The following is a 26,862-nucleotide window of genomic DNA, read 5'->3' on the forward strand; positions in this document are numbered from 1 at the left end:
AGGCAACACCCGCGGTCATAAGCTCGGCACATTGACCGTCGGCAACTCATTGGAGCGCGACGGACATGGCGGATGCGAATGTGTCAGCGCCGACAGGGGGTTGACGCAGACGCATTATGCATCGCAGCCGAGTGTGATATCTGGGGAGCCGGGCACACCTGGCATTTCCACGAAGCTCGATCGGCGCGCTTTCTCCAGAAGAATATCAAGTCAACTTCTGCTTGAAAGTACAGAAAGCCGTTATTTTGATCCACCGCCGATGACACGTCGGTGTCCAATGTTGAGGGAACAGATGCTATGGCCAAGATCGATCGTCGAACCATTCTCCTCGGGGGTGCCGCAACGGCCGCGTTGGCGGCGACGTCCACCATCGTCATGCCTGGCTGGGCATCGGCAACTGCCCCAATCGGCCCCCGCACACCGATAGAACCTGCCGAGTTCGACTCACCGGTGTGGCGCGATCTGCCGCTGCTGGATCGTCAATTCCTCACGGGACTGAGCCAGGTCTTCGCCACGTTCCGCAAGCACGCGCGAACGATCTGGGGCGATTACCGTCCTGACCGAACCCAGATGGTCTGTCCGTACTGGCCAGGCGGCGATGCTTCGCCCGACTACGCCTACGTGCTCAATTCGCGGCAACCCACATCGACGGGCGATGCCCAGCCCGTGAACCTGCCCGGCGCGTTGGGACTCGGCGCGGTGTACCGCATTACCCGAGGCGCGGGAATGGACGCCGCAAAGTCGCCGAGCGGCACCGTCTCGTCCGCCGACATCGCTGGCGTACCGACCCTGCTCATCGGGTTCACCACTTCCCAGCCGGGCATGCTGGTCTTCAGCGAGTGGCTCGCCACCCGTGTCATGGTCCATGAGGCGTTTCACCAGTACCAATCGACGTGGAAGCCCTTCCCCGGGCCGGCCGAGCAACCGAACCCGACGGATTACCCCCGGGACACCGAGAACGCGGCATTGGCGCTCCTTGAGGACGCGGTGCTCAATCTGCCGCCGGATCAGCCTCCCGTGACCGCGGCCAAGGCGCTGCGAACCTACCTGGCAATCCGTGCCACCCGCCAGGACAGACTGCCGGAGGTTGCCTGGCGTGACGGGTTCTACCAGCGGGGCGAAGGCACGGCCCGGTTCGCCGAAGACCGGTACGTGCGGTTGAGTGGCCAACAGCTTGCCGACAGGTCCAGAGACCTCACCACCGGCCCCGCACTGCTGGTATGGCTCGGCAGGACGCGCGGGTACCCGGTCGGCGCGTCGTGCGGCGAACTGCTTGAGTCCGTGGACGGGCCGCGGTGGCGCACCCGAATGTCACAAGGAGACTGTCCGGCGGACGTCGCCGCCAGGGTGATAGGCGTGCCGACCGCGGACCACCGCGATCGGTTGGTCGCTGAGGCGAAGGAGGCCCTCGACTACGCGAAGCTGCTCGACATGGTTCGACGAGCCGACCTGCCGGACGCATGAGGCCGTAGAACGGCAAGGGTGCAACTCTTCATGAGTGAGGTCGTTCGGGCAGAGATGGCGGGTCCGGGCGACGACGCGGGAGAACACGTCCGGGCGCTGCCGGACGCGACGGCCGCCGTCGCGAAGGGCTACCCGGGGCTGCGGGTGGAGGAGGCCGGAGACGCCTCGATCGCGGGAGTGGCCGGCGGCGTGCGAAGCAGGCGACAACGAGTGACGATCCGCGGCGGGATTCCCGGCTGAATGGTTGATGCGCGGCAGTGGGCCACGCAGCACACGCTCAGCGCAGGAGAACACGATGGACCACCGGCCCGCCGCCACCGGCCCGCCGCCACCGGCCGCCCGGCCCCCTTGAGCCACCGCCCCCGCCTTGGGCGTCTTGGACTAGGCCAGGCAAATGCCGTTCCGAAAGAGCCTGTTGACCCAGGCAATTTCGACAACGGGACCGAGAAGCCGAACAACTGCGAAGTGGAAGAAGACGAGATGACGAGGGAACGTGGCGGGGTGACGGTGCGCATAGCCCGCTGGAGTGCGACCCACCCCTGGTGGGCGGTCTGTGCCTGGGTGCTGTTCGTGGCGCTCTGCGTCGGCGCGGGCGCCGCGGTGGGCACCCGGACGAGCGACACGGGCCTGGCGACGGGAGAGACGCTGCGGGCCGCCGAGATCGAGGACGGCGCCGAACTTACCGCCCCCGCCGTGGAGAACGTGCTCATCACCGCCCGCTCCGGCGCCCTGGACAAGGCGAGCGCGCAGCGCGCCGCGGCCGATGTGACGGCCCGCCTCGAAAAGCTGCCCCAGGTCACCGAGGTGGCAGCGGCGGTCGCCGCGCGGGACGGCTCGGCGCTGCTGGTCCAGGCGACGATGGCGGGCTCCGCCGACGACGCCGGCGCGGACGTCCCACGGCTGCTGGACGCGACCGACGCCACCGCGGCGGCCTTCCCCGCACTGCGTGTGGAGGAGGTGGGCGACGCCTCCATGAGCGCCGCGCTCGACAGCCGCCTCGACGGCGACTTCCGCAAGGCGGAACTGGTCAGCATCCCCGTCACCCTCGCCATCCTGCTGGTGGCGTTCGGCGCGCTGCTCGCGGCCGGCGTCCCCGTGCTGCTGGCTCTGTCGTCGGTGGGCGCGGCCATCGGACTCTCCGCCCTCGCCTCCCAGCTCGTCCCCGCGACCGATGTGCTCGACAGCGTGATCCTGCTGATCGGCATGGCCGTGGGCGTCGACTACTCGCTTTTCTACCTCCGGCGCGACCGGGAGGAACGAGCCCTCGGCCGGGACCGGATCGACGCCGTGGAGATCGCGGCCGCCACCTCCGGGCACGCGGTGGTGGTCTCCGGTCTCGCGGTGTCGGTGGCCATGTGCGGCATGTTCGTCTCGGACAGCTCGACATTCCACTCCCTGGCGATCGGCGCGATCCTGGTGGTCGCCGTGGCGGTCCTTGGCTCGGTGACGGTGCTGCCCGCCCTGCTGGCCGGACTCGGCTCGCGGCTGGAGCGCCCGAGGGTGCCGCTGATCTGGCGTCTGACGACGCGTCGGCAGGGTGAGGGCCGCTTCTGGCCGGCGGTGCTGCGGCCCGCCCTGCGCCGGCCCGCCGCGACTCTCGCGCTCTCCGTCGTCGCCCTGCTGGCGCTGGCCGCCCCCGCCACCGGCATGAAGCTGAAGCTCCTCGACGACTCCGACCTGCCCCGCTCACTGCCTGTCATGCAGAGCTACGACCGCCTCACCGCCGCGTTCCCCGGCACCGGCTCCTCGCTGCGCGTGGTGGTCCGGGCCCCCGCCGCGGAGGCAGCCGAGGTCGGCAGGGCCCTGACCGCACTGGCCGAGGACACCGCCGGGCAGCAGCTGTTCACCAGGGACGCAACGGCCCGGCCCCGGACCTCGGCGGACCGTACGGTGACCACCATCGACCTGGGCGTCGCCCACCGGGCCGGCACCGCCGACGCGAAACGCGCCCTCGACCTGCTGCGCGAACGGCTGCTGCCACAGGCGCTGAAAGGGGCCCCTGTCACGGAGCACGCGGTGGGCGGCCCGGTCGCGCTGACCGCGGACTTCACCGACGACGCCACGAACGCGATGCCCTGGGCGATCGGCTTCGTCCTGCTGCTCACCCTCGTCATGCTGATAGCGATCTTCCGCTCCCCGGTCATCGCCCTCACCGCGATCGTGCTCAACACCCTGTCCGCCAGCGCCTCCTACGGTCTACTGACCCTGGTCTTCCAGCACCACTGGGCCGAGGGAGCACTCGGTTTCCACTCCAACGGCGCGATCGTGACCTGGCTTCCGCTGTTCCTGTTCGTCGTTCTCTTCGGCCTGTCGATGGACTACCACATCTTCGTGGTCAGCAGGATCCAGGAACTGGTCCGCCAGGGCCTGCCCACCACGCAGGCGGTGGCCCGGGGCATCACCGGCTCGGCGGGCACGGTCACCAGCGCCGCCGTCGTCATGGTCGCCGTGTTCGCGATCTTCGCGACCCTGTCCACGCTCGACATGAAGCAGCTCGGCGTCGGCCTCGCCGCGGCCATCCTCCTCGACGCCACAGTCATCCGCGCGGTGGTCCTGCCGTCCGCGATGATCCTCCTGGGCCGGGCGAACTGGTGGACCCCCCGCCTTCTCACCCGCCCCGAGACCACCCCCGCGGCTGGCCGGGACCACAAACCCACTCTGGTCTGATCCATGCCCCGGCCATTCCGGCCGGTCCGAGCCGCCCCGCCCGAGCCGAACACCACCGGCCCGGGCGGGACGCGGCCTCCGGCTTCAACGGTCATACGGGGCCTTGGACCCCAGGACTCCGTCGTTCTCGCGGCCTGCCCGGAGCCGCGGGTACGGGCTCGATACCCCAAGCCAGCGACGCTGGGCGGTTCGCGGCGCGCGGCGGATACGCCTACAGGCCCGGCCTCCGGTGGTCACGGAGTGTCGAATCCGCTGATCACCGCAACGGCAGACCGCGGCTGCATCAGGATCTTCGCCGGCAAGACGTCCGCCAAGAACACCGAACGCGCGGAGTTGCGCAAGGTCCTCGACTGCCACCTGCGCGAGGACGACACCCTCATCGTCCAGGGCACCGGCGAGGGCCTGGACGCCGTCCGCACCCGCGGCGCTCCAGAGCTTTGCCGTCGCCAACCTGCGCCGCCGCCCCGCAGCGGTCGAAGTCGGCGGCTTCGTCGCGGGATTCGATCCGGCGACGACCAGCCCCTGTATCAACTACGCAACCCCCGTGGCCGGAGTTCGCTCCGGACGCCGGGCCTGCCGTGGACTCCCCACTGCGCCGAGCGGGATTCACCACGGAGGCAGTACACGAGTACATGGTCTGCACTCCCGCCACGTTGACCCCGCGGCCGACCGGCAACCGGGCAGCCGCCGGACTCAGCGTGGAGATCCCGTGTGGCCTCCCCCTGAGCGGTGGACACGCTGATACTGGATCTACTTGATCCGAAGGAAGCGAGTGTCGGCGAGAACACCGCTGATGGCGATGAAGGACCACTCGGACAGGTTCAAGACCTGGCTTCATCAGTCGCGTGGGAAGTCGGCCCATTCGGTGATGGCGAAGCCGTCACCGTCCTGCCGGACCTCGGCGGCTCCGCGCCCGGGCCAGTGGGCCGGGATGACGAGTTCACGCAGCTCGGCGGCTCGGGAGAGGTAGGAGGCGCGGGTCTTGGCCGCGAGCTGGAGGTCGTCGCAGAAGCAGCTGTTCCACCGGGGGTCGAGGACTTGGACGGGGCTGTGCAGCATGTCGCCGACGAAGACGGCGCGGTCGGCGCCCGAGCGCAGGGTGAGGACGGACGAGCCGGGAGTGTGGCCCGGTGCGGCCTCCAGGCGCAGGTTGCCGTCGATGCGGTGGGTGTCCTCCCACAGCACCGCCTGTCCGGCCCGATGGACGGGCGTGATGCTGTCGTCGAACACGAGCTTGCTGCCCTCCCAGCGAACGCGCTCGTGCTCGTCGCGTGGCGCCCGGCTGCGGCGGGGGCCTTCCGGGTCGAAGTACAGGTTGTCGGCGCGAGGGATCAGGTACGTGGCGTTGGGGAAGGTGGGGGCCCACTCACCGTCGCGCAGTTCGGTGTTCCAGCCGACATGGTCGTAGTGGATGTGTGTGTTGATGACGACGTCGACGTCCTCGGGTGTGACGCCGGCCTCGCGCAGGCGGGCCAGGAAGTCGGTCTTCAGCCCGGCGAACAGCGGGATCTGGGGGCGCTCCCGGTCGTTGCCGACGCCGGTGTCCACCAGGATGGTCTTGCCCTCGCTGCGCAGGACCCAGCTCTGGATGTGACAACGGTAGGCGTCGTCGGCCGCGGTCCAGAAGTCCGGCTCCAGCCACCGCTGGTTGCGCCGCCAGGTTTCCTCGTCGCTGTCCGGGATGATGAAGCGGGCGGTGCGGATGGGGCCGGACCATTCGATGACGCGTGTGATGTCGACGTCGCCGAGTGTGATGGTGTCTGCGGGCATGCCAAGGTCCTCAAGGGTGGGATGAATCGGATACCGATGCGGTGGCTGCGCGGCGAGCGGGTCAGGCGGGCCGCGCCGGGCCGTCCGGTGCGGGTGAGTAGCGGGCCAGGAAGGTGAGTACGGCCTCCTCGACCACCACCTGCGCGGAAGGCTGATCGGCAGCCTCGTCCTCGAAGGCCATGACCCTCGGCCAGACGAGGAACTCCTGGACGAGGCCCATGAACTGGCGGGCCGCGAGGTGGGGGTCGGGGCATCGCAGGCGGCCGCTGCGGACCAGGCCGCCCAGGCAGTCGGCGAACGCGGCCGTGATCGGCCCCTTGCCCAGTCGGTAGAACTCGTCGGCGATCCACGGCAGACGCCCGGACTCGCTCACCACGAGCCGGGCGAAGCGGATCTGGTCTGTCTCGTCGGCGAAGCGCTGGAGCGACTGGGCGAACCCGCGCAGAACGTCCTCGGCGCTCGCTTCGGTGTCGCACTCGGCGAGCGGTCGGTCCGGGCCGACGAAGGCCGACCAGTGGTGGCGGACCATCTCCCGGAAGACGGTTTCCTTCGACCCGAAGCGGTTGTAGACGGTCTGCCGTGAGACTCCGGCCCGTTCGGCGATCCGCTCCAGGTTGACGCCGTCGTAGCCGTCGGCCAGGAAGAGCTCCTTCGCCGCTGCGAGGATCTTCTCCTCGGAGGCCGGTCTGCCACCGCCGCGCTCCTTGCGCCGAGCCCTCGGCCGGTCCGCGCTCAGCTGATCGGTCATGCTCTTTTGCTCCTCTCTCGCACGCTGGTCCCCTTGGCCGGCCGGGGGCGTCATCGCGGTGCCGCAGTGGTGATGACGGGCGGCACCCGCTGGACCAGCCTGTCGGCCGGCGCCTCGGCACGGGCGTCGAGGATCGCGTCGCCTTTCGCGGGCGTGCATCAGAGTGTCCGCGCGAGGTGAAGATCTCCGCGATGCGGTCCTCGGCCGCTGTGAAGTAGCTGGGCACCGCGATGTCCAGGTCGAGCTCCCGGGACAGCTCGTGCCCTGTCGCACCAAGCGCGCTGACGTCGCCGCCGTGGCCGTTCACGATGAGCAGCTGCTGGAACCCTGCCCGGCGCACCCAACCCCACGGCGCCACCACGGCGGGTCGGCCGCGTCCGGCCATCAGCGCGGCCGTTCAACGGCACGCCTCGGCGGCGAGGAAGTCGTCGACTCCCATGGGCAGGTGAGGGCCGTGCTGCTCGCTAGCGCCGACCGGTTCCACAGATGGGTGTCCATGCGGAGTCTTCCCAAGCCCAACTCTGCATTCTGCGATTTAGATTTTACAGTACAGTCTAATTCAAGGCCCGGACAGACCCTGAAGTGCCCAGGTCGCAAGTGGTCCCGCGCATCGTCACCGCCGCCCTCAAGGCGGGCGGCGCAAGCCTGTCAGACGTCGTCATGCTCCGCGTCCACCTCACCGACCCCGCCCGCACCACCGTGTACATGCAGCTTCCGCCAGGACTCCTCAACCCTGGCGCGGGAACACCTCGTACAGTCCGACTGTCTCGACGAACTCTCCGCGCGAGCTATGCCCGACCTGGCCGACGTCCTCCTGGAAGTATTGAAGTCCACCCCGACACCCCTGGACTGGACCGCCGACGACGACGGACGGCGGGCCTCGGCCGTGATCGGCGGAGTGGTCCACGGCGTGATGGTCCAGAAGGCGAAGCACGCGTCGACGTTCCGTGACTCGTGTACCGGTTGGTGGAGCCGGATGCCGCAGGTCGCAACGCGGGGGTGCCGTGGTGTCGGCGGCATATCGGGGGACTGTCGGTCCGATGTCGGTGGAGTCTGGCACCTTTCGAGAGGTCCTCTTCCTCAGCCGAACTCAAGGAGCACACATGACTATCACTGTCCGACCGGGAAGCACCGTGATGTTCACCGGCGATTCGATCACCGACTGCCAACGACTGGAGAGCGAAGACGGTCTCGGGTTCGGCTACCCGCTGCGCATCGCGGGCGAATGGGGGCTCAAGCACCCGGACCGGCCCGTGACCTGGCTGAACACCGGGATCGGGGGCCACAAGGTGATGGACCTCGAAGCCCGCTGGCAGACAGACGTACTCGACGCACGCCCGGACGTGGTCTCGATCCTCGTCGGTGTCAACGACATGGGCTGGCACACGCTGGACCCGAAGGGGTACGTGATCCCCGCGGAGGAGTTCGAAGCAGGCTATGACCGCCTGCTCGCACCCCTCACCGAGGCGGGCACGAAGCTGATCCTCATCGAGCCGTTCCTTCTGCCGATCCACGGCGTCGTCGAGGCCGGCGCCGGTTACGCGCTCATCGGAGACGACGAGCGAAAGGAATGGCGCACCGACCTGGACCCGAAGATCCAGGTCGTGCGCAAGCTCGCCCACAAGTACGGCGCGCATCTGCTCGCCGCCGACGACATGTTCGCCGAGCTCGCCACGACGACCGGGCCGGAGTACTGGGCTGCGGACGGCGTGCACCCGACGCCGGCCGGTCATGCCGCACTCGCGGCGGCCTGGCTGCGCATGGTCGCATGACAACTCGGCCGCAATGCCCCAGGCGGGGGCCGGCTGGCGGGCGGTCCCTCTCACATGTGGAGCTCCGCTCCTGGGCACTCGCGATTTCGCTGAGGAATGAAGCAGAGCCACTCTGAGGCGGAGCCGATCACGGGGTGGCTGAGTTCAAGGAACCCCGTCACTATCGGCGCGCACCACGGAGCGTCACAGACCGCCGGTTCTGACAGCTTCTCACCACGCAGGCAGTACACGTGTCCGCGTACTCGTCTGAGTGGTCGGGTAGCCCGGAGGTGCGATTCCTCCGGGCTACCCGACCAGAGAACCTCGTACGCCGACACCCCGAGACGTTCCCCGCTCGTGGACGAGTACGGCCTGCCCCTCCACGACCACTGCCCTGGCGGAAAGGTCGACCCGGAATGGCTCCGCACCCAGTGCATCGAGCTCAACCGCACCATCACGGACATCGCCGACGACGCCGGCGTGAGCTTCGGCGTGGTCAACCGATGGCTCCGCATGCACAAGCTCACTCGCCCCACCGAACCCAAAGGTCAGTGACGTGAGGCTGTCCCGCCGGGCATCGGCACCGTGGCGATCGAGAGCAAGGGCTGCCCCGGCCGGCCCGCACCGGCAGTTGTGGGAGATGACCTGGCAGGCGCACCGCATGGTGGTTGGCGACCGGTGGCTGCGGATCCCGTCGAGTTCGTGCCGCCGGCTGCGGCGGTGGTTGGATGCGTTCGGTGGCGACCTGGTCGTAGTCGACGCCGTCGACCGGTCGGACGTGCTCAGGCGCGCGTACCCAGACCCGGTATTCCGCTGCTTCCACATTGCCGTTTTACTGGTGGGTCTGTCCGGTTCTGGGCTGTGGGCGACAGACCTTCCGTGAGCAGATTCCCGGACTGCTGGAGCGCCATCAGCGCCGCACGGTGCGGCTGGCTGGGCAGATATCGCAGGTGGCGCAGGCGTTGTGCGGCCGGGTGACGGCACACCTGGCCGGCCTGCTGGCCCTGCCCGTCTCCCGCAGTACCGCGCTGCGCCATCTGCTGCGCCTACCGGTCCCTCAGCAGGCGATCCCGCGGGTGATCGGCGTGGACGATTTCGCGCTGCGCCGTCGCCACCGCTACGCCACGATCATCACGGATGCCGAGACGGGCCGACGCCTCGCGGTCCTGCCCGACCGCGAGGCCGCGACGTTGGAGTCCTGACTGCGGACCCATCCCGGCGCCGAGGTCGTGTGCCGGGACGGCTCAGCGACCTACGCCGAGGCCGTCCGTCGCGCCCTGCCGGATGCGGTGCAGGTCAGCGACCGGTGGCACCTCTGGCGCAATCTCTGCGACAAGGTCCAGCTCGAGGTCCGCGCGCCCGCCGGATGCTGGGCCATCATCAACCCGCCCCGCCCCGGCGGAGTACGCGAGCAGACCACCCGTGAACGCTGGAACAAGGTCCATGATCTCCTCGGTCAGGGTGTCGGCCTGCTCGACTGCTCCCGCCGTCTGAACCTGGCCCTGAACACCGTCAAACGCTACGCCCGCATGCGTGAACCCCAGGTGTTGCGAATTGCCCCCGCCTACCGCCCAACCCTCGTCGACCCCTACCGCGAGCACCTGCGCCGTGCCCAGGAACCGGCCGTCCCGGTCACCCACCTTTTCGAAGAGATCCGGGAGTTGGGCTATACGGGCAGCGCCAACCTGCTGGTCCGCTACCTCAACCAGGGCCGCGCCGAAGGCGACCGCCCCGTCACCACCCCACGTCACGCCAGCCGCCTCCTGCTCACCGACCCTGAAAACCGGCGCCCGAAGGAAACAACCCTGCTGGAGAAGATCACCGCGGCCTGCCCAGAGATGACCGCACTCGCCGATCTCATACGCGGCTTCGCAACCCTGCTGAAACCGGCCGCGGGCAACGACGCGAAACTCACCGCCTGGATCACGGCCGTCCGCGCCGTCAACCTGCCCCACCTGCGCAGCTTCACCAACGGCCTCGAAATCGACCGGCCCGCCGTGAACGCCGACCTCACTTTTGCCCTACCACAACGGCCGCACCGAAGGCGTCAACACCCGCACCAAGAGGATCATGCGACAGATGCACGGACGAGCCGGATTCGACCTCCTCCGCCACCGCATCCTCCTACCCTGACCGTTACCCGGCGTCACCACCGACTACGGGCCAGAGCCAGGGAGTTGACATCCATCACAAGATCATGATCAAGGACGGCTACTCAACGTCACCGCCGACTACGGGCCAGAGCCAGTGACCGTACAGTCCCCAATCTGACGCAGGCGAACGTCACGACTGGCATCCCTGGCCCCAGGGCGGATGAGCGGCGCCGTGTCAGCGGACGGTGAGGCCGCCGTCGACGTCGAGGATGGCGCCAGTGGTCCAGGTGGCGGAGGCCAGATAGGCGGCTGCGGCCGCGATGTCGGATGCGGTGCCCAGGCGTCCCAGGGGGTAGGACTGTTCGATCTGCCGGTCGTGGGAGTCACGCTGCTCGGCGCTCATGGGCTCAAGGTAGGAGCGTTCATAGGTGGGGGTGCGGACGGCGCCGGGGGCGATGGCGTTGACGCGTACGCCTTGGGGGCCGAGTTCGTTGGCCAGGGCCAGGGTCAGGGAGTTGAGGGCTCCCCGGGTGGCGGAGTAGGCGGCCGAGGGGCGGCCGGCGACCATCTTGTGGGCCCAGTAGCTACTGATGTTGATGATGTTCCCTTCGGCTGTCAGGAGGGCGGGCAGCAGCTGCTGGCTCAGCAACAGGGGTACCTGGACGTTGAGGCGCCACATTGTGTGCATCGCGTCGGTGGTGGTGTCGGCGAGCGAGGCGAAGTGTGCGGTTCCGACGCTGTTGACCAGGGTGTCAACCCGGTCGGTCAGGTTGCGGATCCGGTCGGCGATCTCGGCCGGGGCGTCGGGTGTGGCCAGGTCGGCGGAGACGGTGTGCACGGTGGTGCCGTGCTGGAGGAGGTTCTTGCGGGCCCTTTCGAGTTTGTCGTGGTCGCGGGCGACGAGGACCAGGTCGGCCCCGCTCCGGGCGAAGGTGTCGGCGATGGCGAGCCCCAGGCCCTCGCTGCCGCCGGTGACGACGGCGAGCGGGGCGGTGGTTCGGCGGGTGGGCATTTTGGTGTTCCTCGGCTGGTGGTCGGTGGAGATGCTCAGCGCGGTGTGGTGGCGCAGCTCGCGGAGCTGGCTGGTGCGTGCGGACTCGATGCTGGTGAGGGCGTCGCTGCCCAGAGGCAGGCGCAGTGGCGGTTCGGGCAGATCCGCGAGGGCGATGAGGGCCCGGGCCGCGCGAGCGGGATCCCCGGTCTGGGCTCCTGCGGCACCGGCCGAGCGGGCCAGTGCCTCGTGAACAGGGGCGTAGTCGGGGATGGCTGCCTGCGCGGGAAGCCGCCCGGCCCAGGCGGCGCGGAAGTCGGTGCGGGTGGCGCCGGGTTCGACGATGGTCGTGTAAATCCCCAGCGGGGCGAGTTCGGCGGCCAGCGAGGCGGAGAGCCCTTCCAGCGCGTGCTTGCTGGCGGTGTACGCGCTCATGCCGGGCGAGCCGATCTGTCCTGCCAGTGAGCTGATCTGCAGCACCCGGCCCGCCCTCGCTCTACGCAGATGCGGCAGGGCGGCCCGCAGGACGTTCACGGCGGCGAAGAAGTTCACCTCGAACTGAGCGCGAAGGCCGGCGTCGTCCAGTTCCTCCAACGGGCCCGCCAAGGCGTAGCCCGCGTTGTTGACCACCACGTCCAGCCGGCCGCACTCGGTCACAGCGCTGTCCAGCGCTCGTTGCAGCGCGACGGCGTCGGTGATGTCCGCATCCAAGGCGTGCAGGCGCCCGGGATGTGCGGCGGCAAGGCGCCGTAGCTCCTGCGGGCGGCGCGTTGGGGCGATCACACGCTCGCGGGCCGCGAGGACCGCACCGACCAGGGCGCGCCCCAGCCCGCCCGCGGCGCCGGTGACCAGCCATACACGGGAATCCACACTCCCACCTCCATCACCCAGAAACGGACAATACCTGTCCGGTTATTCCGAGAGTAGGTAAACGGACAAGCCTTGTCCACTTGTGGGTACGATAGGAGTCATGAGCGCCCAGAAACCGACAGCAGCAGCGCCGGTGCGTGCCGACGCACAGCGCAATGCAGAGCGGGTCCTGGCGGCGGCCCGCCGCGCCGTGGCCGCTCATGGGCTGGAGGTGAGTTTCCACGAGATCGCGCGGGAGGCGGGTGTGGGCGTGGGCACCGTCTACCGGCGTTACCCCGAGCGCGAGCAGCTCATGGCAGCCGTGCTACGAGACATCCTCGGCGAACTGACCGCCACTGCCCGCCGGGCCCTGGAAGCCGAGGGCGCGTGGGACGGCTTCGTTCTGCTGTTTGGCGACCTGACCCTGCGCAGCGCGCAGAACGCGGGCCTGTCGAGCTCCCTCGGTCAGCACGGCGGCCCGGCGATCGCCGCGCAGCGCCGCCAGCTCCTGGACCTCGCCCGGCTAGTGGTCGAGCGTGCCCAGGGTGCCGGATCCCTGCGGCGCGACCTGACCTGGCAGGACGTGCTGCAGTTGACGCAGGCCGCCACGGCGTCCGGCTGCGCCCTGGGGCTTGAGCCGGCCCCTGCCCGCAGCCGCCAGACGACGCTCGCCGTCCTCCTCGACGGGCTGCGGACGGATGCTCGGTGACGGACCGGCGAGGGCACCGTGAGGTGCTCACAGGCTAAAGCCGGCCGGGTGGTGGCGGCCAGCGCCGACGTGGACGAGAGCCTCGTCGGTCGCCGCGTGATCGTCGACCCCGCCGTCCATGACGGGCCGAACGCGAACCCCGTGATTTCGATGGGAAAAACGAACGGGACGGCGGTAACGCCGAATGCGTGACCGCTCGGGCGCAGCGCGCGCACGATGTGGCACATCTTCGCCACCGGCGCCTCCGGCTGGATCGGCTCGGCCGTCGCCCCCGAACTCATCGGCGCCGACCACGGGGTCGAGACTGGTATGGCCCGGTGATCAGGTAGTCGGTGTTCTCGGGGCATTGGCTTGATGCTGCGTGTAGTTGTTACCGACTGTGGTCGCCGGGGGCGTATCGGCTCCAGGGGGAACCGGCTTCGGTGGCGGTGCGGGTCGTGGTGGTGTCGTGGTAGCCGAGTATCCCGGCGACCACGGGGGTCGGGGCCTGGAGGACGAGCTGGCGCAGGGCGGCGATGCGCCCGCCGAGCGCGGGGACGCCGGCTTCTCGGAGAGCGTCGCGGATAGTGCCGGGGTCCATCGGGCGTCCTGCTCGGCGGCCGGGGAACAGCCAGGTGCTTGCCGGGTTGGCGGCGGTGCCCTGGTTCGGGCGCTGGTTGAGGTAGTCCCGTAGGAGCGTGGCGAAGGGTTCGGGGACGGGCAAGGGCGGATCACTGATACGGACCTGGGTTTCACCGTCTTCGTGGAGGACGTCGCTGGTGGTGGCCGCCGGCCGCGGTGATCTGAAGCCCGGCTGCATCATGCACAGCGACCACGGCAGCGAGTACACGAGTAGCGAATTTCGCGGAGAGTTGCGGAAGTTGGGGCTGAGACGGAGCATGGGCAGAACCGGCATATGCTGCGATAACGCCGCAGCCGAGAGCTTCTTCGGACTGCTGAAAGCGGAGATCGGAACTACCGTCTGGGAGAGCCGCGAGGCCGCCCGAGCCGACGTCTTCCGCTTCATCGAGGTTGAGTACAACCGCACCAGGCTCCGCAAGCACCCCGAGTTCGGGTACCTCACCCCTCTCGAAACCCGAGCCAGGCTTCGGCGAGACTTCACCCCCGCAGCGTAAGCATCCGCTGTCCATGATCAGGGGGGAACTTCAGGTCGGGATTGGCGAAGCAGTCAGACAAGTCGGATGCGCTTGGTGGCTGCGACTTGCGAGTCACCCGCCGCCGGCTGAACCGAGTCTGGGTCGCGCACGAGTGCTCGGACGCGGTGGCCACGCTGAGCGGCCTGTTCGAGGACGTGTACACCGGTGCGGCCGCTGCCACCAAGGACGAGCAGATCAGTCACGAGGGTTACTCCGCGGTCGGTTCGGGGTTCAGGCGGCAGTCGTGCCGTCCGCGATCGTGGCGGCGAGCTCGCGGGCACGGTGGTGGGCGCTGGCCATGGATGCCTCGTGCCTCGGCAGCAGGGCGGCCAGGGCCGGGGCGTGGGGCACCATCGTCAGTTCGGGAATGACGGTGGTGACGTCGAGGCCGAGCATGTCCTCGCGGCCGAGCACGGCCTCGAGGGTGGGCACGACGTAGTCCAGGCCATGCTTGGGTGCGCCGGGACCGTAGCCGCCGCCGCGCGCCGAAATCACCACGGCTGGACGACCGGCAGCCGGCGAGGGAGCCTCGAAGTCCATGGTGCGGCCGAAGACCATGATCTGGTCCAGCCACGCCTTGAACACCGACGGCATCGTCAGGTTGTACATCGGGACCGTGAAGAGATAGGCGCTCGCGCCGAGGAACTCTTCGATCAACGCGTCCTGCATCGCGGCCGCCTCGGCCTCCTCGGGCGTGTACTGAGCGGGGGCGGCGGCGCGGGCGGTGATGCCGGCAGCGGATAGATGAGGCACGGGCGAAGCAGCCAGGTCGCGGTGAACGACGTCGCCGCTCCAGCCGTCGAGGAAGGACTGCGCGACCTGGCGCGAGACCGAGGCCTCGCCGAGCGAGGAGGAGTCGATGTGAAGCAGGTACGACATGGGGTGGGTCCTTTCGGAGTGGTTGTGAGCGCGCTCCGGTGATCCGAGAGCGGGCTCGCACGAGGGGCTGTTGTCGTGGATTGGCGTGTGGTCGCCCCGAGGGCCTTACATACTGGTAGTGCGGTTACACACCGGATGAGAGGTTGTTGAGATGGCGTCAGCGCGACAGATCGCAGGTCCGTGCCAGACATGGCCGGAGGACAGCGCCTTCATTCGCGAGGTGCTCGACCGCATCGGCGACAAGTGGACCGTGCTGATCATCAGCACCCTGAACGCCGGTCCGTTGCGCTACTCCAACTTGCAGGCGAGCATCCCGGGGATCTCTCAGCGGATGCTGACCCAGACGCTCAAGCACCTCGAGCGCGATGGGCTGATCACCCGGACCGCGTACCCCGAGGTCCCTCCAAGGGTGGAGTACGAGCTCACCAAGCTGGGCCGGTCGCTGATGGAAGCGGTCATGGCGATGGCTGGCTGGGCCGCCGCCCACCACCGTGAGATCGCCGCCAACCGGGCGGACAGCGAGCTGACCGGAGTCGGCCGAGGCAAGGCCGCGGTCAGCGCGTAGACGAACCGCGGCGACGGTGGTGGCTCACCGCTCCGCAGCGCTGGGCGTGTCGTGCACGGCCGTCTCGTCGAGAGCCTCAGCGCGGCCTGTCTCGTCGATGTGGCGGACTCCGGTGTCGGGCTCGCACCACCCGCTGGCAGGGGCCGCGACGATCTGGAGGCCACCCTTCGGCTCGCTCATGACACACGCTCGCTCGGCACGGGCCCGGCCACCTGCTCCAGCAGCTGGCCGTAGACCGGAACCTCCTGGGCACCCGGGGCAGCGACCCGCCGGTCGAGGACGACGAACGGCACGCCGGTCGCGCCCAGCTCCACACCTTCGGTTCGGTCGGCGCGTACGCGGTCGGCGTACTCACCGCTCGCGAGGATCGCGTGCACTCGCCGGCCGTCCAGCCCGACCGACTCGGCGACCCCGGCCAGGGCGTCAGGGGCGTAAGGGTTGAGGGCGCCGACGAAGAAGCCGTCCTGGACAGTCGAGAAGAACTCGAACCCCAGCCCCTCGTCGTTGGCGTACTGCACCACGCGGTGCAGGTCGAAGGTGTTGGCGCTGAGACGGTCCAGCGTGAACTCGAGGCCCTCCTTGCGGGCGATCGCCTGGATCTGGCGCTCTGCCGCCATGAAGTGGGCGGCGGTTCCGCCGTGGGTACGAATGAAGGCTTCCTCGATCGTCTCCGGCTGCTTCGGCGCGGCCGGGTTCAGCTCGAAGGACCGCATCACGACCTTGAACCGATCCGCGTCCGGGCGGTGCTCGATCGCGGTCCGGAGCCGGTGCTTAGCGACATAGCACCACGGGCAAGCCAGGTCGGACCACATCTCGATGACGACCTGCGCCCCCTCGGGGTGCGTTACCTGCTCAACCATCTTCCTTCTTCACCTCACTAGTAGTGCGTAACACCATCATGAGTGAGTAAGGGAGAGCTTACAAAAGGCACTTTCAAGTGCGTGGGCACCGCCCGACAGGCACTACACCCTCATCTGCGAAGAGCCCTCCCTGGGCTTGGGTTCGAGCAGGCAAGATGGCACCGCAGGCACGGGCCCTCCGTGTGATCACTGAGCGTAGAGAACTCCATGATCACTCAGGCCCGTGTCTGTCTCACGTCCGGCGCCCTCCGTCGACAAGCGGCCCCACCATTTGCCGGTCGGTCTTATACGGAGTGAATCCCTCCGCATGCCGTCGCTCCACCTGCACCCTCAGTGGACTCATTGCCACATGATGTGTACTGAGCGCTAATGCCTGATCCGTCCCCCTTGGAGATGCCCGTGTCAGGGTGCTTTTATCGTGATTTCGCAGGCTACGAGCATAATGGGCGACTCGGATCCCCTATGTGGGGCGATTCGGGTCGGATGTGGCGGCGGTGAGGCGGGACAACGCGCGGACGCACTACCCGTACCGCGTTCGCGCGGCACCTGGTCACTGCTGCGGATCCCGCGAGAGGGCGTCGCGGAGTTGGGCCCTGGCGTGGATGCCGAGCTTGGGGAAGATCTTGTGCAGGTGGTAGCCGACGGTCCGGGGCGAGAGGTAGAGCCGGGCCGCGATGTCGCGGTTGGTCAAGCCTTGAGCGGCCAGTTCGGCGATCTGCCGTTCCTGCGCAGTGAGCTCGCTCGCCGGGGTCGCGGCCGTCGCTGCCGGGGCTCCTGCGGCCCGGAGTTCTGCGGCTGTGCGGTCGGTCCAGGGACGGGCGTCGAGGCGCTGGAAGCACTCCAGTGCCGCGTTGAGATGCGGGCGGGCCTCGGCGGTGCGCCGACGCCGGCGTAGCCACTCGCCGAAGTCGAGCCGGGCGAAGGCCCTTTCGAAGGGCCAGCAGCCGGTCGTGGAGTCGGCCAGGGCTGCGCGGAAGTGGGTTTCGGCGTCGTCGGCGTCGGTCAGCAAAGCAGCGGCCCGGTGGAGGACGGCGGCCAGCCGGGGGGACCTGTCCGGTTCCAGTTCCAGGCTGTGTTCTACGGCGTTGACCACCGTGCGCGCGTCGTCCGTCCGCCCGGCGCGGACCGCAGCGGCGGCCAGGTCGCCCAGGTAGTAGAGGGAGGCGTGGTAGTGGACGGGAGCGGGGCGGAAGTCGCGGGTGAAGGTCGCGCGCAGTTGCTCGTAGGCGTCGGCGTGGTCGCCGGCGACGAACGCGGCCATACCCAGTGCGTGGCGGTGGCGGACCTGAAGGCTCAGGGATCTACGCAGGTCCACGCCTCGTACGGCCTCCATCGCCTGGGTCCGCGCCGCCGCATGGTCGCCCTGCAGCGCGCTCAGCGTGGCCCGGAGGATGCAGGCTCCCACGGTCACGTTGTCGGCTCCCGCTTCCGTCGCCATCCAGAACGCCTCGTCCGCCGCGTCCTCGGCCGCCGTCCATGAGCCGCTCTCGAACAGGGCGAGGGCGAGCGTCTGGGTGACGGTCGCGTTCGTGCCCGCGCTGCCGGCGCGCCGCAGGACGTCCATGGTCCGCCCCAGGATGCGCAGGGCCTGCTCGGTCTCGTCCAGGATCCAGGTCGTGCCGCCGAGCGCCGTGAGGGCTCCGAGTGACTCCTCGTACGACATGCCGGACAGTCCCTCCTCCAAGAGCCGTATGAGACGCGGCCGATCGCGATGGGGACCGATGACCGCTTGGGCCCAGGCGTAGGCGGCGGGATCGCCGTCCTTGCCGAGCAGATCGCTGATCCGCCGCAGCTCATCCCGGTAGTACGGCGACCCGGAGTTGTAGACAGACGTCGCGGCGGTGCTCAGGGCGCTGAGGGCCAGGTCCGGAGCCTTGGCGGCGGTGACTTCGGCGACGCTCAGCATGAGTGCCAGCGCTTCCTCGTGGCGGAGCGTGACCCCCAGGGCCCAGCCGCCCAGCAGCGAGGCCTCGGCCCGCAGCCGGGGATCCTCGGCCAGGTCGCCGATGCGCTCGCTCATGTCGCCGACCCACTGCGGGTGGCCGGCGAACATGGCTGCCTGTGCGGCCGTCAGCAGGCGGCGGGCGCGCAGCTCCGGTGCCGGGGTCAGTTCCGCCGCGCGTTCCAGCGCCGCCGCGGCCGCCGCGTAGCCGCCTCGGCCGCGGGCACGCTCGGCGCTCTCCGCCAAGGCGTCGGCGACCTCCGCGTCCTGACCGGTCGCCGCGGCGGCCAGATGCCAGGCTCGGCGGTCCGGTTCCTCGGTGAGCGCGGAGGCCAGGGCGAGATGGGCCTGCCGGCGCTCATGGAAGGAGGCCGCGTGGTAGACGGCCGAGCGGACCAGGGGATGGCGCAACAGCACCTGGCCGTTCTCCACCCGTACCAGGCCGACGCGTTCGGCGGGGTCCAGTGCCTGGACGATGTCCAGCGACGGGGCGGCACGCAGGAGGTCGGCCAAGTGTGCCGTTCCCGCTGCGGCCGCCACCAGGAGCAGGGCCTCACGCGTGGGTGCGGGCAGTCCGGGAAGGTCGGCGGCGAACAGAGTCTCCAGGCGTGCGGTGAGCGGAAGGGCGGCGCCGCCGGTCCGGCCCCGGGCCAGGGCGCGCGGCAGCTCGATCAGGGCCAGCGGATTACCGGCCGCCTGTTGGAGGATCTCGGCCCGCGCCTTGCCCCGGGGCGGATCCGGCTGTACGTCCAGGAGCTGCCCGGCCGCGGTACGGCTCAGCGGGCCCACGGTCACCTGCGGAAAGGCCCGGTCGAAGCGGCCCGGCACGCCATCCTCACGGGCGGCCAGCAGCAGCACCACCGGCCTGCCCTCCAGACGCCGGGCGAGGAAGGCCAGCACGTCCACCGAGCCGAGGTCCAGCCACTGGGCGTCGTCCACGAGCAGGAGCAGAGGCCGGCGTGCGGCGGCCTCGGTGATGAGCTCGAGCACGCTGACGCACAGGGACAGCTGGTCGAGTTTCAGTTCGTACTGCGCCGCCTCATCAGGCCCGAAGGCGCGGTCCAGGGCCTGCCGACGCCCCGCGGGCAGATTGTCTCCGGGCAGCAGCGGATGCAGAAGCTGGTGCACGCCCGGCAGACCGAGGCCCACCTCGCCCTCGCTGCCGCGCACCCGCAGGATCCCGAGGCCCCGGGCCCGGCCCCGCTCGGCCGTCCAGTCGACGAGGGTGGTCTTCCCCGCCCCCGGCTCCCCGGTCAGCACCAGCACCTGCGGGCCGCTACCGTCCACCGCCGCGAGCAGACGGTCGAGGCGGGCCAATTCGGCGGCCCGGCCCAGGATGCCCGGATCGGAGGGGTGGTCGGTGCCGACGTGCATGAACCGTCCTTGTCGTCGGGCCGTTGATACGGCAATCCTGCCAGTGGCGACCGACAGGACGGGAATCGCGGGTGAAGGGACAGGACGGGAACCGGGGGTGACTGGTCATGTGACAGAAGCGTCCCGCCCCGGTCTCCGCGATGATGGCCCTGGCCAGGGAAAACACGCACCGCTACAGGAGTACATGCATGACGGTCCACTCCCGCAGCAGTCCATGATCGGCGACGAGGCCACCGTCCTGGGCCGGGATGGCGAGATCGAGCGGATCCTGCGGTGTGTGACGCGTGAGCCCGGCACTCCTCAGACCCTGCTGCTCCTCGGCGAAGAGGGGATCGGGCGTACGACCGTGCTCCGGCACGTCCGGGAACGGGCCGCAGCCGACGGCGTGCTGGTGCTGTCCGCGCAGGGCTGGGCCGATGACGCGAGGCATGCGTACGGCTGTCTGCAACAGCTGCTGGCGCCGCCGGTGCGAAGCGAGCCGGCCGCCCTGCCCGCCGCGCACCACCGGGTGCTGACGGCCGTACCGCGCGGAGACGACAACCCGGACGAGGCGGAGCTGCACGCGGCGGTGACGGCGCTGCTGGACCGGCTCGCCGCGGCCCGGCCGGTGCTGGTGTGCGTGGACGACGCCGACCTGTGCGACCGCCTCTTCCTGGAGGCGCTGTTCGCCGCGGCCCGGCTGCTGGCCGGACGCGCGGTGACGATGCTGGTCGCCGCCCGGCACGAGTCGGCCCTGCCCGGCCCGCCGCCCGGCACCGCGACCCTGCGGCTGGGGCCGCTGAGCGGCACTGCGGCCGCTGCGCTCCTCGACGGGCAGCCGGCGCCGCCCACGGGTCGGCACCGGCTGGAGATCCTCGCGGAGGCCGAGGGCAACCCGCTGGCCCTGGTGGAACTGAGCCGGGGCGTGCAGGGGCTGCGGCACCCGCCCGCGGAGCACGTCTTCGGCGTACGACTCGACGCGCTGCCCGCCGCGACACGCCAGGCCCTGCTGTACGCGGCGGCCGCGGGGCCCGGCGAGCCCGTCGCCGCCGTCATGGCCGCCCTGCGCACCGGCGACCTGGCGGTGTGGGCGCCGGCGGAGGCGGCCGGACTCGTCACGCTGGTCGAGCACCGGCTCGTCTTCCGGCATCCGCTGGCCCGGTCGGCCGCCTATCTGGGGCGCCCGGCGGGCGAGCGCCAGCAGGCACACCGTGACCTCGCCAAGGCCGCCGTGCTGCCCGAGGTCAGGGCCCGGCACCTGGCCGCCACCACCATCGGCCCCAACGCGTTCGTCGCCGCCGCGCTGGAGGCCTCCGCCTGGCGGCGCGGGGACGCGGTGGAGGCCGCGCACGCACTGGAGCAGGCGGCCCGGCTCAGCTCGGAGCGGCCGGAACGCGCCCGCCGACTGGCCGAGGCCCTGACGGCGGCGCACGCGGTGGGCGACCCCGGCTGGGTGCGGGAGCTGTACGGCCGAGTCGTCCGGGAATCCGACGATCCGGAGCTCGTCTGCGCCGCGGCCGGTGCCCTGGCCGCCACGCTCTCCCAGGAGTCCGCCCAGCGCGAGGCCTTCGAGCTGCTGGCCGACGTCTCGGAGCTCTTTCCCGTGATCGACCGGACCCTCGCGCTCGCGCTCGCGGGCCTGGCGGCGGGCATCGCCTCCCAGTCCGGGCTGCCGGAGCACACGGTGGCCCTGGCCACGCTGCTCGACCGGGCCCGGCAGGCCGAGGAGTCCGAGCGGTGGCACCCCTCCGCGGCCGGACCACTGGTCCGCCTGGACACACCGCACACCCGGCGGGCACTGGACGCGCTGGTCACCGCGGTGGCCCGGCCGCAGTCCGCCACCGGCTCCCTGTCCGGCCTCGGCCGGTCACACGGCGCCTCGCCCGTCGGCCCGGACGCGCCGGCCGCCCGCGCGGTGCTGGCCGCGGTGGCCCACCACGCGGACGAGGCGGACGTGGACCTGGGGCAGTCGCGCACCGCCGACGACCGGCTGCGGGCCGCCCGCGCCTTCGGTCTGCGCGGCTGGTCGGTCCTCGCCCTCGTGGAGACCCTCGTCGCCATCGGGCGGTTCCCGGCGGCCGAGACCGTGATCCAGGACGCCATGACCGAGGCCGCGGTGCTGCGCCTGCCCCGCCTCCAGGCCGATCTGGAGGCACAGGCCCTGACCGTGCGGGCGCTGCGCGGAACCCATCCGGCGGCGGCACCCCGGCTCACCCCCGCCGTCTGGCGCGCCGTCTGCCTGGACGAGAACCGGGCCACCCACGCCCGGCTGCTGCGCGGCCGCGGCCTCGCCGCCCTCGCGCACGGAGACATGGAAGGTGCCTGGCGGCAGCTGCGCGACCTGTTCACCGCCGACGGAGCGCTCCTGCACCCCTTCCTGTCGGCACGGAGCATCGCCGAACTCGCGGTCACCGCCCAGCGCACCGGCAGATCGGCCGAGGCCCTGCCGATCCTGGAGCGGGTCCGGGCCGAGCAGGGCGAGCGCCCGAGCACCAGGATGACGCTGCTCCTGCACCACGCCACCGCCATGGTCGGCCCGGACGGCGAGGCCGAGGAACACTTCCAGCTCGCGCTCGTCAACCACGCGGCGAACCGGTGGCCGTGGGAGTGCGCCCACGTCCGCCTCAACTACGCCATCCGGCTGCGCCGATGCCGCCGCACCCTGGAGGCGCGCCAGCAACTGACCACGGTCCTGGAGACCGCCGAACGCCTTGGTGCCGACGCCCTCGCGGCCGCCGCCCAGCGCGAACTGCGCGCCAGCGGCGCCGCGCCCGCCCCCGAGGACGACGGCCTGCTGGAGCAACTGACTGCACAGCAGCGGCAGATTGTCCAGCTCGCCGCGCGCGGTCTGTCGAACCGGGAGATCGGCGAGCGGCTCTTTCTGTCGCCGCGCACCGTAGGCTCGCATCTGTACAACGTGTATCCCAAGCTCGGCATCAGCAGCCGTCATCAGCTCCGTGACCTGGTACAGGGCCGGTGAGGGGGCGGCGGACCGGTCGGAGAGCCCATGAGGCCCGGACAACCGGGTACGGCCGTGGTCCTCGACCGCGTGGTGCAACGCCTGGTCAGCGCCTTGGCCGCACCGCCCGCCCTCGACGACCTCGGCCCGAACGCGGCGCGGCGGGCGCTGCGGGAGACCCAGGCCGACCGGTTCGAGGACTTCGACGTGGACGCGGTCTTCGGCGTGGCACCGGTCGGCCCGTCGCGGCTGCTCGGCTTCTGGACGATCCGCCCGGCCGGGGTGCCCGGCCCGTTCCCGACCCTGCTGTACCTGCACGGTGGCCGGTGGGCGCTCGGCGACGCCCAGACCCACGCCCGGCTCATCAGCGAACTCGTCACCGGCGCGGGTGTGTGCGCCGTGGTCCCCGAGTACAGCCGCGCCCCCGAGGCCCGCTACCCGGTGGCTCTGGAGGAGTGCTACGCCCTGTTGACCTGGGCGGTCTCCCAGGCCGACGAACTCGCGCTGGATCCTGACCGGTTGGCGGTGGCGGGGGACTGCGCCGGGGCCACGCTCGCGGCCGCCGTGACCATGCTGGCGAAGAAGCGCCACGGGCCGCGGATCGACGCGCAGCTGCTCTACTACCCGCTCACCGACGCCCGCTGCGACAGCCCCTCGCAGCGGCAGTTCGCCACCGGCTACCTGCTCACGCGCCGGGCGCTGCGCACCTACTGGGAGCGGTACGTCGCCGACCCGGCCCGGCGGACCGAAGCCACCGCGGCACCGCTGCGGGCGCGCCCGGAGGAGCTGGCGGGGCTGCCGCCGGCCCTGGTCGTCACCGCCGAGGCCGACGTGGCCCGCGACGAGGGCGAGGAGTACGCGCGGCGGCTGTCCGAGGCCGGGGCCGAGGCACTGTCCGTGCGGTTCCTCGGCACCATCCACGACTTCGTGGCGCTGCACGCCCTGGCCGACAGCGTGCCCACTCGGGCAGCGATTCTGACCGGATGCGCCTTTCTGCTCGCCCGTTTGCGGTGACGGGCACCGGCACGACCGAGGACCAGTCGGCCGACTGATGCATCCACCGGTGCCGCCGCGACAGGATGACGGCATGCCAACAGCGATCGACTCCTACGAGGAGAGACGCCGGCATCCGACCGGCTCGGCGAGCGAGCGGACCAGGGTGCTGACCACGCGCTCGGTTCCGCCGGACGAGAGCCTGGAGTACTGGCACGACGCCGTGTTCGACACCCTGGTGGGGATGGACATCGCCACCGACGGCCGTACCTATGACGCGACCCTGCGCACCGACCGGCTCGGGGATCTGCGGATCACCACGGTGCAAGCCGATCCCGGCCAGGTCCACCGGGCGTCGCGCTTCATCGCCCGCGGCGACGGGCGCGAGGTCTTCGTGGCCGTCCAGAGCACCGGCCGGGCCCAGGTCGAACAGGATGGTCGCAGCACCGAGTTGCGGGCCGGTGACATCGGGTTCTTCGAGACCCTCCGCCCCTTCCGCACCACCTTCCCGGAACGCTTCCGGCTGAAGATCTTCGCGGTCCCGTGCCAGCTGCTGGACCTTCCGGATGCCGACGTGCGGCAGATCACCGGCCGCGCGGTACGCCCGAGCGAGGGGCTCCCCGCCCTGCTGGCGCCGATGCTGGAGCGGCTGGCGGACACCTCCGAGTCGTACACGACACCGACGGCCGAGCGACTGGCCGAGAGCGTCATCGACCTCGTGGCGGCCACGGCGGCGGACCAGCTGGGGGCGGAGCCCGCCGAACTGCCGGGCGCCGACGGCGTCCTGCTGCTGCGCGTCAAGACGTACATCCGCTGGCACCTGTCGGACCCCGGACTGACCCCGTCCGTCATCGCCGGGGTGCACGGCATCTCGGTCCGCTATGTGCACCGGCTGTTCGAGGCCGAGGGCAACACCGTGTGCCAGTGGATCCGCGAGCAGCGCCTGCGGGAGTGCCGCAGGGAACTCCTCGCGCAGCCGCCGGGTTCCGTCAGTCTGGGCCAGGTCGCCCGGCGCTGGGGGTTCGCCGGCCCCGCCGGGTTCGGCAAGGCCTTCCGCAACTCCTTCGGGCTGTCACCGACGGACTGGCTGGACCAGGTGCGGGCGGCAGGGGAGCCATGCTGACCGGCCACGCCCCAGAGGTGTCCCGCGCCACCCGGGAGCCGGCACCCGGCGACCGCCTCGCGGCCTGGCAGCGCGCCCTCTCCCGGACCTTCGTGGACGTCGAGGTCACCGTGGCGCGCGACGACCGCCAGTGGACCGGCGAACTGACCGCCGACCGGCTCGGCGCCCTCCAGATCGCCACCGAGGAGTTCGGCCCCGGAACGATTCTGCGCGACGCCCGCTCGGTGGCCGCCGACCCGCGCACCCACATCCTGGTCCGCCGGCACCTGGCGGGCACCGCCCTGCTGCTCCAGGACGGCCGCACCGCCGAACTCCACCCCGGTGGCCTGGCCTTCCACGACGCTCGGCGCCCGTTCCGGATCGTGCTCCCCGCGCGGCAGCGGGCGCGGATCCTCATAGTGCCCCGAGCCCTGCTGCGCCTGGAGGAACGGCAGTTGCAGGCCCTCACGGCCACCGTGGTGGACGGCGCCGACGGGGGAGCGGCGGGCCTCCTGCTGCCCCTGCTCGACGGACTCGTCGACGAGGTCTCCCGGCCTGGCCTGCCCCGGCGCGAACAACTCGCCCGTACCGTCGCGGAGATCCTCGCCACCGTGGCCCTCGAACGCATCGGCGGACAGCCCGAGTCGGCGCTGTGGGAGCGCGTCACCGCGTCCGTCCGGACCCGGCTCGGCGAACCCGGACTCGCTCCGCAGGCCATCGCCGACCAGCACGCCATCTCGCTGCGCTATCTGCACCGGCTCTTCCAGCGCCAGGGCACCACCGTGGGCGCCTGGGTGCGCGCCCGCCGGCTGGAGGCGGCCCACGAGGAGCTGGCCCGGCCCGGCGCCGCCCACCGGTCGATCGCCGCGGTGGCCGCCCGCTGGGGCTTCGCCAGCCCGTCCCACTTCAGCCGGGCCTTCCGGGAGACGTACGGGATGTCGCCGGCGCAGTGGCGCCGGGCGGCCTGCACGGTCCGAGCGGACTGACACCGCCCGCTGTTCCCTGTCGGACCGCACCCCGGGCGCTCTCGGAACGATCGCCCCCGCCCTTCCCGGCTACCGTCCGGATCACCGGGTTACGGCAGAAAGGCATGTGCATGAAGCGCAAGGCGATGGCATGGACGCTTCCCGCGGTGCTGGTGGCGCTGAGTGTGGTGGGCTCCGGAGCCCCCTCCTCGGCCCGGAGCAGCGCCGCCCGGGTCTCGACCACCGCGGTCGGCCCCCAGTACGACACCACCCACGTCTATGTCACCCCCGGCAAGGAGGACGCTTTCGTCGACAGCTGGCTGGCGACCTTCGGCGGGACCCACACCACGAAGGCTCTCACGGACGTCACGCCGACGCCCAGCGAGACCGAGTCGGAACTGGTGCTCTCACCCGTCGGTACCCTGTCCGTCTTCGACTTCCGGACACCCGTCCCCTACCCCTTCGGCGCCGAACGGACGGGCTGGCTGATGAGCGGCTTCGACCGGGGCGTCCGGCTGGCCCGGCAGAGCGGCGCGAACATCGTCGTGGCGCCGTTCGACGACCCGATCGGGAAGGACGCGGTCGTCCAGTTCCCGGGCGGGATCAACGCCCAGCTGTACTGGCACACCAAGGCACCGTCGTACGCGCCCCTGGAGACCGTGCCCGACAACCGCGTCTATCTGACGCCGGACTCTGCGACCGCCTTCCTCCGCTCCTACCTGCGGTTCACCGGCGGCCGGATCGTCTCCGACGACCGTACGGCGGACGGCGGCGACCTCGGCCTGCCCGGCAAGACCTACCGCCGTGTCGCCCTCGGCTCCCCGTTCGGCGGCACGGTCGTCAGCGTCACCGACGGCCACCTGCCCTACCCGTTCGGCCGGGAGACCACCGGCTACGCGGTCAAGGACCTCACCGCGACCCTGCGCAAGGCCGAGGCGGCGGGCGCACAGGTGCTGTGGGGCCCGTACGACGGCAAGGGCCGTAGCAACGCGATGGTGCAGTTCCCCGGCGGTTACGTGGCCGAACTGCACCAGGGCAGAGACATCTGATCAACTCCCTGGAGCCC

General features: G+C 70.7%; 23 protein-coding genes and 3 pseudogenes. 16 read left to right on the forward strand and 10 right to left on the reverse strand.

The genetic code is table 11. The features are described from left to right. Positions 1-297: 297 nt before the first annotated feature. From ABT245_RS13430 to ABT245_RS13440, 3 genes are all read left to right on the forward strand, one after another. Positions 298-1,464 (forward strand): hypothetical protein, encoded by a 1,167-nt coding sequence (locus ABT245_RS13430; protein ID WP_351732717.1) that lies wholly within the window; start codon positions 298-300, stop codon positions 1,462-1,464. A gap of 30 nt (positions 1,465-1,494) precedes the next feature. Next, positions 1,495-1,704, forward strand: a complete 210-nt coding sequence (locus tag ABT245_RS13435) for a hypothetical protein (RefSeq protein WP_351732719.1) — start codon at positions 1,495-1,497, stop codon at positions 1,702-1,704. A 240-nt stretch (positions 1,705-1,944) separates the two neighbouring features. Next, complete coding sequence (locus ABT245_RS13440; RefSeq protein ID WP_351732721.1) at positions 1,945-4,131, forward strand: MMPL family transporter; 2,187 nt, start codon at positions 1,945-1,947, stop codon at positions 4,129-4,131. Positions 4,132-4,968: 837 nt separating this feature from the next. On the opposite strand, the gene ABT245_RS13445 is transcribed toward ABT245_RS13440, so the two are convergent. The 3 genes from ABT245_RS13445 to ABT245_RS13455 all read right to left on the reverse strand — a co-directional run bounded on the left by ABT245_RS13445 (position 4,969) and on the right by ABT245_RS13455 (position 7,133). Beyond that, positions 4,969-5,901 carry an MBL fold metallo-hydrolase gene (locus tag ABT245_RS13445; RefSeq protein WP_351732724.1) on the reverse strand — a complete coding sequence of 311 codons (933 nt, stop codon included), beginning with the start codon at positions 5,899-5,901 and terminating at the stop codon, positions 4,969-4,971. A 61-nt stretch (positions 5,902-5,962) separates the two neighbouring features. Next, positions 5,963-6,649, reverse strand: coding sequence for a TetR/AcrR family transcriptional regulator (locus ABT245_RS13450; protein ID WP_351732726.1), 687 nt, complete (start codon positions 6,647-6,649; stop codon positions 5,963-5,965). A 397-nt stretch (positions 6,650-7,046) separates the two neighbouring features. Beyond that, the gene (locus ABT245_RS13455; RefSeq protein ID WP_351732933.1) at positions 7,047-7,133 is read right to left on the reverse strand and encodes a creatininase family protein; all 87 of its coding nucleotides are present in this window, start codon (positions 7,131-7,133) and stop codon (positions 7,047-7,049) included. A 116-nt stretch (positions 7,134-7,249) separates the two neighbouring features. Between ABT245_RS13455 and ABT245_RS13460 the strand changes: the two are divergent. The 4 genes and pseudogenes from ABT245_RS13460 to ABT245_RS13475 all read left to right on the forward strand — a co-directional run. Continuing rightward, positions 7,250-7,378: pseudogene (locus ABT245_RS13460) on the forward strand (RidA family protein); the annotation flags it as partial. 374 nt (positions 7,379-7,752) lie between these two features. Continuing rightward, positions 7,753-8,421: a GDSL-type esterase/lipase family protein gene (locus ABT245_RS13465; RefSeq protein ID WP_351732729.1), complete on the forward strand. Its 669-nt coding sequence runs from the start codon at positions 7,753-7,755 to the stop codon at positions 8,419-8,421. 336 nt (positions 8,422-8,757) lie between these two features. After that, positions 8,758-8,955, forward strand: a complete 198-nt coding sequence (locus tag ABT245_RS13470; RefSeq protein WP_351732732.1) for a hypothetical protein — start codon at positions 8,758-8,760, stop codon at positions 8,953-8,955. Between the two features lie 219 nt (positions 8,956-9,174). Next, a pseudogene (locus ABT245_RS13475) lies at positions 9,175-10,533 on the forward strand (ISL3 family transposase); the annotation flags it as partial. 195 nt (positions 10,534-10,728) lie between these two features. Here the strand turns inward: ABT245_RS13475 and ABT245_RS13480 are convergent. Continuing rightward, positions 10,729-12,354 carry an SDR family NAD(P)-dependent oxidoreductase gene (locus ABT245_RS13480; RefSeq protein WP_351732734.1) on the reverse strand — a complete coding sequence of 542 codons (1,626 nt, stop codon included), beginning with the start codon at positions 12,352-12,354 and terminating at the stop codon, positions 10,729-10,731. 100 nt (positions 12,355-12,454) lie between these two features. On the opposite strand from ABT245_RS13480, the gene ABT245_RS13485 reads away from it, so the two are divergent. Continuing rightward, positions 12,455-13,042, forward strand: a complete 588-nt coding sequence (locus tag ABT245_RS13485) for a TetR/AcrR family transcriptional regulator (protein ID WP_351732737.1) — start codon at positions 12,455-12,457, stop codon at positions 13,040-13,042. Positions 13,043-13,081: 39 nt separating this feature from the next. Beyond that, positions 13,082-13,263 (forward strand): annotated as a pseudogene (locus ABT245_RS13490) (Zn-dependent oxidoreductase); the annotation flags it as partial. Between the two features lie 149 nt (positions 13,264-13,412). Here the strand turns inward: ABT245_RS13490 and ABT245_RS13495 are convergent. Then, positions 13,413-13,745 (reverse strand): hypothetical protein, encoded by a 333-nt coding sequence (locus ABT245_RS13495; protein WP_351732739.1) that lies wholly within the window; start codon positions 13,743-13,745, stop codon positions 13,413-13,415. A gap of 55 nt (positions 13,746-13,800) precedes the next feature. Between ABT245_RS13495 and ABT245_RS13500 the strand changes: the two genes are divergently transcribed. Continuing rightward, positions 13,801-14,157, forward strand: a complete 357-nt coding sequence (locus tag ABT245_RS13500; protein WP_351732741.1) for an IS3 family transposase — start codon at positions 13,801-13,803, stop codon at positions 14,155-14,157. Between the two features lie 53 nt (positions 14,158-14,210). On the opposite strand, the gene ABT245_RS13505 is transcribed toward ABT245_RS13500, so the two are convergent. After that, the gene (locus tag ABT245_RS13505; RefSeq protein ID WP_351732744.1) at positions 14,211-14,459 is read right to left on the reverse strand and encodes an NAD(P)H-binding protein; all 249 of its coding nucleotides are present in this window, start codon (positions 14,457-14,459) and stop codon (positions 14,211-14,213) included. After that, the gene (locus tag ABT245_RS13510) at positions 14,410-15,057 is read right to left on the reverse strand and encodes an FMN-dependent NADH-azoreductase (protein ID WP_351732746.1); all 648 of its coding nucleotides are present in this window, start codon (positions 15,055-15,057) and stop codon (positions 14,410-14,412) included. The genes ABT245_RS13505 and ABT245_RS13510 overlap by 50 nt, the downstream gene beginning before the upstream one ends. 151 nt (positions 15,058-15,208) lie before the next feature. On the opposite strand from ABT245_RS13510, the gene ABT245_RS13515 reads away from it, so the two are divergent. Then, positions 15,209-15,622: a winged helix-turn-helix transcriptional regulator gene (locus tag ABT245_RS13515; RefSeq protein ID WP_351732748.1), complete on the forward strand. Its 414-nt coding sequence runs from the start codon at positions 15,209-15,211 to the stop codon at positions 15,620-15,622. 24 nt (positions 15,623-15,646) lie between these two features. Here the strand turns inward: ABT245_RS13515 and ABT245_RS13520 are convergent, their stop codons facing one another. The 3 genes from ABT245_RS13520 to ABT245_RS13530 all read right to left on the reverse strand — a co-directional run bounded on the left by ABT245_RS13520 (position 15,647) and on the right by ABT245_RS13530 (position 19,798). Then, complete coding sequence (locus tag ABT245_RS13520) at positions 15,647-15,802, reverse strand: hypothetical protein (protein WP_351732750.1); 156 nt, start codon at positions 15,800-15,802, stop codon at positions 15,647-15,649. Beyond that, positions 15,799-16,482 carry a DsbA family oxidoreductase gene (locus tag ABT245_RS13525; RefSeq protein WP_351732752.1) on the reverse strand — a complete coding sequence of 228 codons (684 nt, stop codon included), beginning with the start codon at positions 16,480-16,482 and terminating at the stop codon, positions 15,799-15,801. Before ABT245_RS13525 ends, ABT245_RS13520 begins: the two co-directional genes overlap by 4 nt. Before the next feature lie 550 nt (positions 16,483-17,032). Continuing rightward, the gene (locus ABT245_RS13530) at positions 17,033-19,798 is read right to left on the reverse strand and encodes an AAA family ATPase (protein WP_351732754.1); all 2,766 of its coding nucleotides are present in this window, start codon (positions 19,796-19,798) and stop codon (positions 17,033-17,035) included. Between the two features lie 184 nt (positions 19,799-19,982). Between ABT245_RS13530 and ABT245_RS13535 the strand changes: the two genes are divergently transcribed. From ABT245_RS13535 to ABT245_RS13555, 5 genes are all read left to right on the forward strand, one after another. Beyond that, positions 19,983-22,757 carry an AAA family ATPase gene (locus tag ABT245_RS13535; RefSeq protein ID WP_351732756.1) on the forward strand — a complete coding sequence of 925 codons (2,775 nt, stop codon included), beginning with the start codon at positions 19,983-19,985 and terminating at the stop codon, positions 22,755-22,757. 27 nt (positions 22,758-22,784) lie between these two features. Then, the gene (locus tag ABT245_RS13540) at positions 22,785-23,750 is read left to right on the forward strand and encodes an alpha/beta hydrolase (RefSeq protein WP_351732759.1); all 966 of its coding nucleotides are present in this window, start codon (positions 22,785-22,787) and stop codon (positions 23,748-23,750) included. Between the two features lie 73 nt (positions 23,751-23,823). Beyond that, a complete protein-coding gene (locus tag ABT245_RS13545) occupies positions 23,824-24,852 on the forward strand; it encodes an AraC-like ligand-binding domain-containing protein (RefSeq protein WP_351732762.1) in 1,029 nt (342 codons plus the stop codon). Next, on the forward strand, positions 24,846-25,817 hold the full coding sequence (locus ABT245_RS13550; RefSeq protein WP_351732765.1) for a helix-turn-helix domain-containing protein: 972 nt from the start codon (positions 24,846-24,848) through the stop codon (positions 25,815-25,817). Before ABT245_RS13545 ends, ABT245_RS13550 begins: the two co-directional genes overlap by 7 nt. Positions 25,818-25,927: 110 nt before the next feature. Continuing rightward, complete coding sequence (locus tag ABT245_RS13555; protein WP_351732768.1) at positions 25,928-26,845, forward strand: glyoxalase; 918 nt, start codon at positions 25,928-25,930, stop codon at positions 26,843-26,845. Positions 26,846-26,862 lie beyond the last annotated feature (17 nt).

Origin of the sequence: Streptomyces sp. NPDC001508 (assembly GCF_040298665.1) — a bacterium.
GTDB lineage: Bacteria > Actinomycetota > Actinomycetes > Streptomycetales > Streptomycetaceae > Streptomyces.

Excerpts from the sequence above, each read along its gene's own strand:
- ABT245_RS13550 (WP_351732765.1), top strand. The coding sequence starts at position 24,846 with ATGCTGACCGGCCACGCCCCAGAGGTGTCCCGCGCCACCCGGGAGCCG.
- ABT245_RS13535 (WP_351732756.1), top strand. The coding sequence starts at position 19,983 with ATGCATGACGGTCCACTCCCGCAGCAGTCCATGATCGGCGACGAGGCC.
- ABT245_RS13440 (WP_351732721.1), top strand. The coding sequence starts at position 1,945 with ATGACGAGGGAACGTGGCGGGGTGACGGTGCGCATAGCCCGCTGGAGT.
- ABT245_RS13465 (WP_351732729.1), top strand. The coding sequence starts at position 7,753 with ATGACTATCACTGTCCGACCGGGAAGCACCGTGATGTTCACCGGCGAT.
- ABT245_RS13530 (WP_351732754.1), bottom strand. The coding sequence starts at position 19,798 with ATGCACGTCGGCACCGACCACCCCTCCGATCCGGGCATCCTGGGCCGG.
- ABT245_RS13435 (WP_351732719.1), top strand. The coding sequence starts at position 1,495 with ATGAGTGAGGTCGTTCGGGCAGAGATGGCGGGTCCGGGCGACGACGCG.
- ABT245_RS13540 (WP_351732759.1), top strand. The coding sequence starts at position 22,785 with ATGAGGCCCGGACAACCGGGTACGGCCGTGGTCCTCGACCGCGTGGTG.
- ABT245_RS13445 (WP_351732724.1), bottom strand. The coding sequence starts at position 5,901 with ATGCCCGCAGACACCATCACACTCGGCGACGTCGACATCACACGCGTC.
- ABT245_RS13515 (WP_351732748.1), top strand. The coding sequence starts at position 15,209 with ATGGCGTCAGCGCGACAGATCGCAGGTCCGTGCCAGACATGGCCGGAG.
- ABT245_RS13555 (WP_351732768.1), top strand. The coding sequence starts at position 25,928 with ATGAAGCGCAAGGCGATGGCATGGACGCTTCCCGCGGTGCTGGTGGCG.
- ABT245_RS13545 (WP_351732762.1), top strand. The coding sequence starts at position 23,824 with ATGCCAACAGCGATCGACTCCTACGAGGAGAGACGCCGGCATCCGACC.
- ABT245_RS13525 (WP_351732752.1), bottom strand. The coding sequence starts at position 16,482 with ATGGTTGAGCAGGTAACGCACCCCGAGGGGGCGCAGGTCGTCATCGAG.
- ABT245_RS13485 (WP_351732737.1), top strand. The coding sequence starts at position 12,455 with ATGAGCGCCCAGAAACCGACAGCAGCAGCGCCGGTGCGTGCCGACGCA.
- ABT245_RS13510 (WP_351732746.1), bottom strand. The coding sequence starts at position 15,057 with ATGTCGTACCTGCTTCACATCGACTCCTCCTCGCTCGGCGAGGCCTCG.
- ABT245_RS13450 (WP_351732726.1), bottom strand. The coding sequence starts at position 6,649 with ATGACCGATCAGCTGAGCGCGGACCGGCCGAGGGCTCGGCGCAAGGAG.
- ABT245_RS13430 (WP_351732717.1), top strand. The coding sequence starts at position 298 with ATGGCCAAGATCGATCGTCGAACCATTCTCCTCGGGGGTGCCGCAACG.
- ABT245_RS13520 (WP_351732750.1), bottom strand. The coding sequence starts at position 15,802 with ATGAGCGAGCCGAAGGGTGGCCTCCAGATCGTCGCGGCCCCTGCCAGC.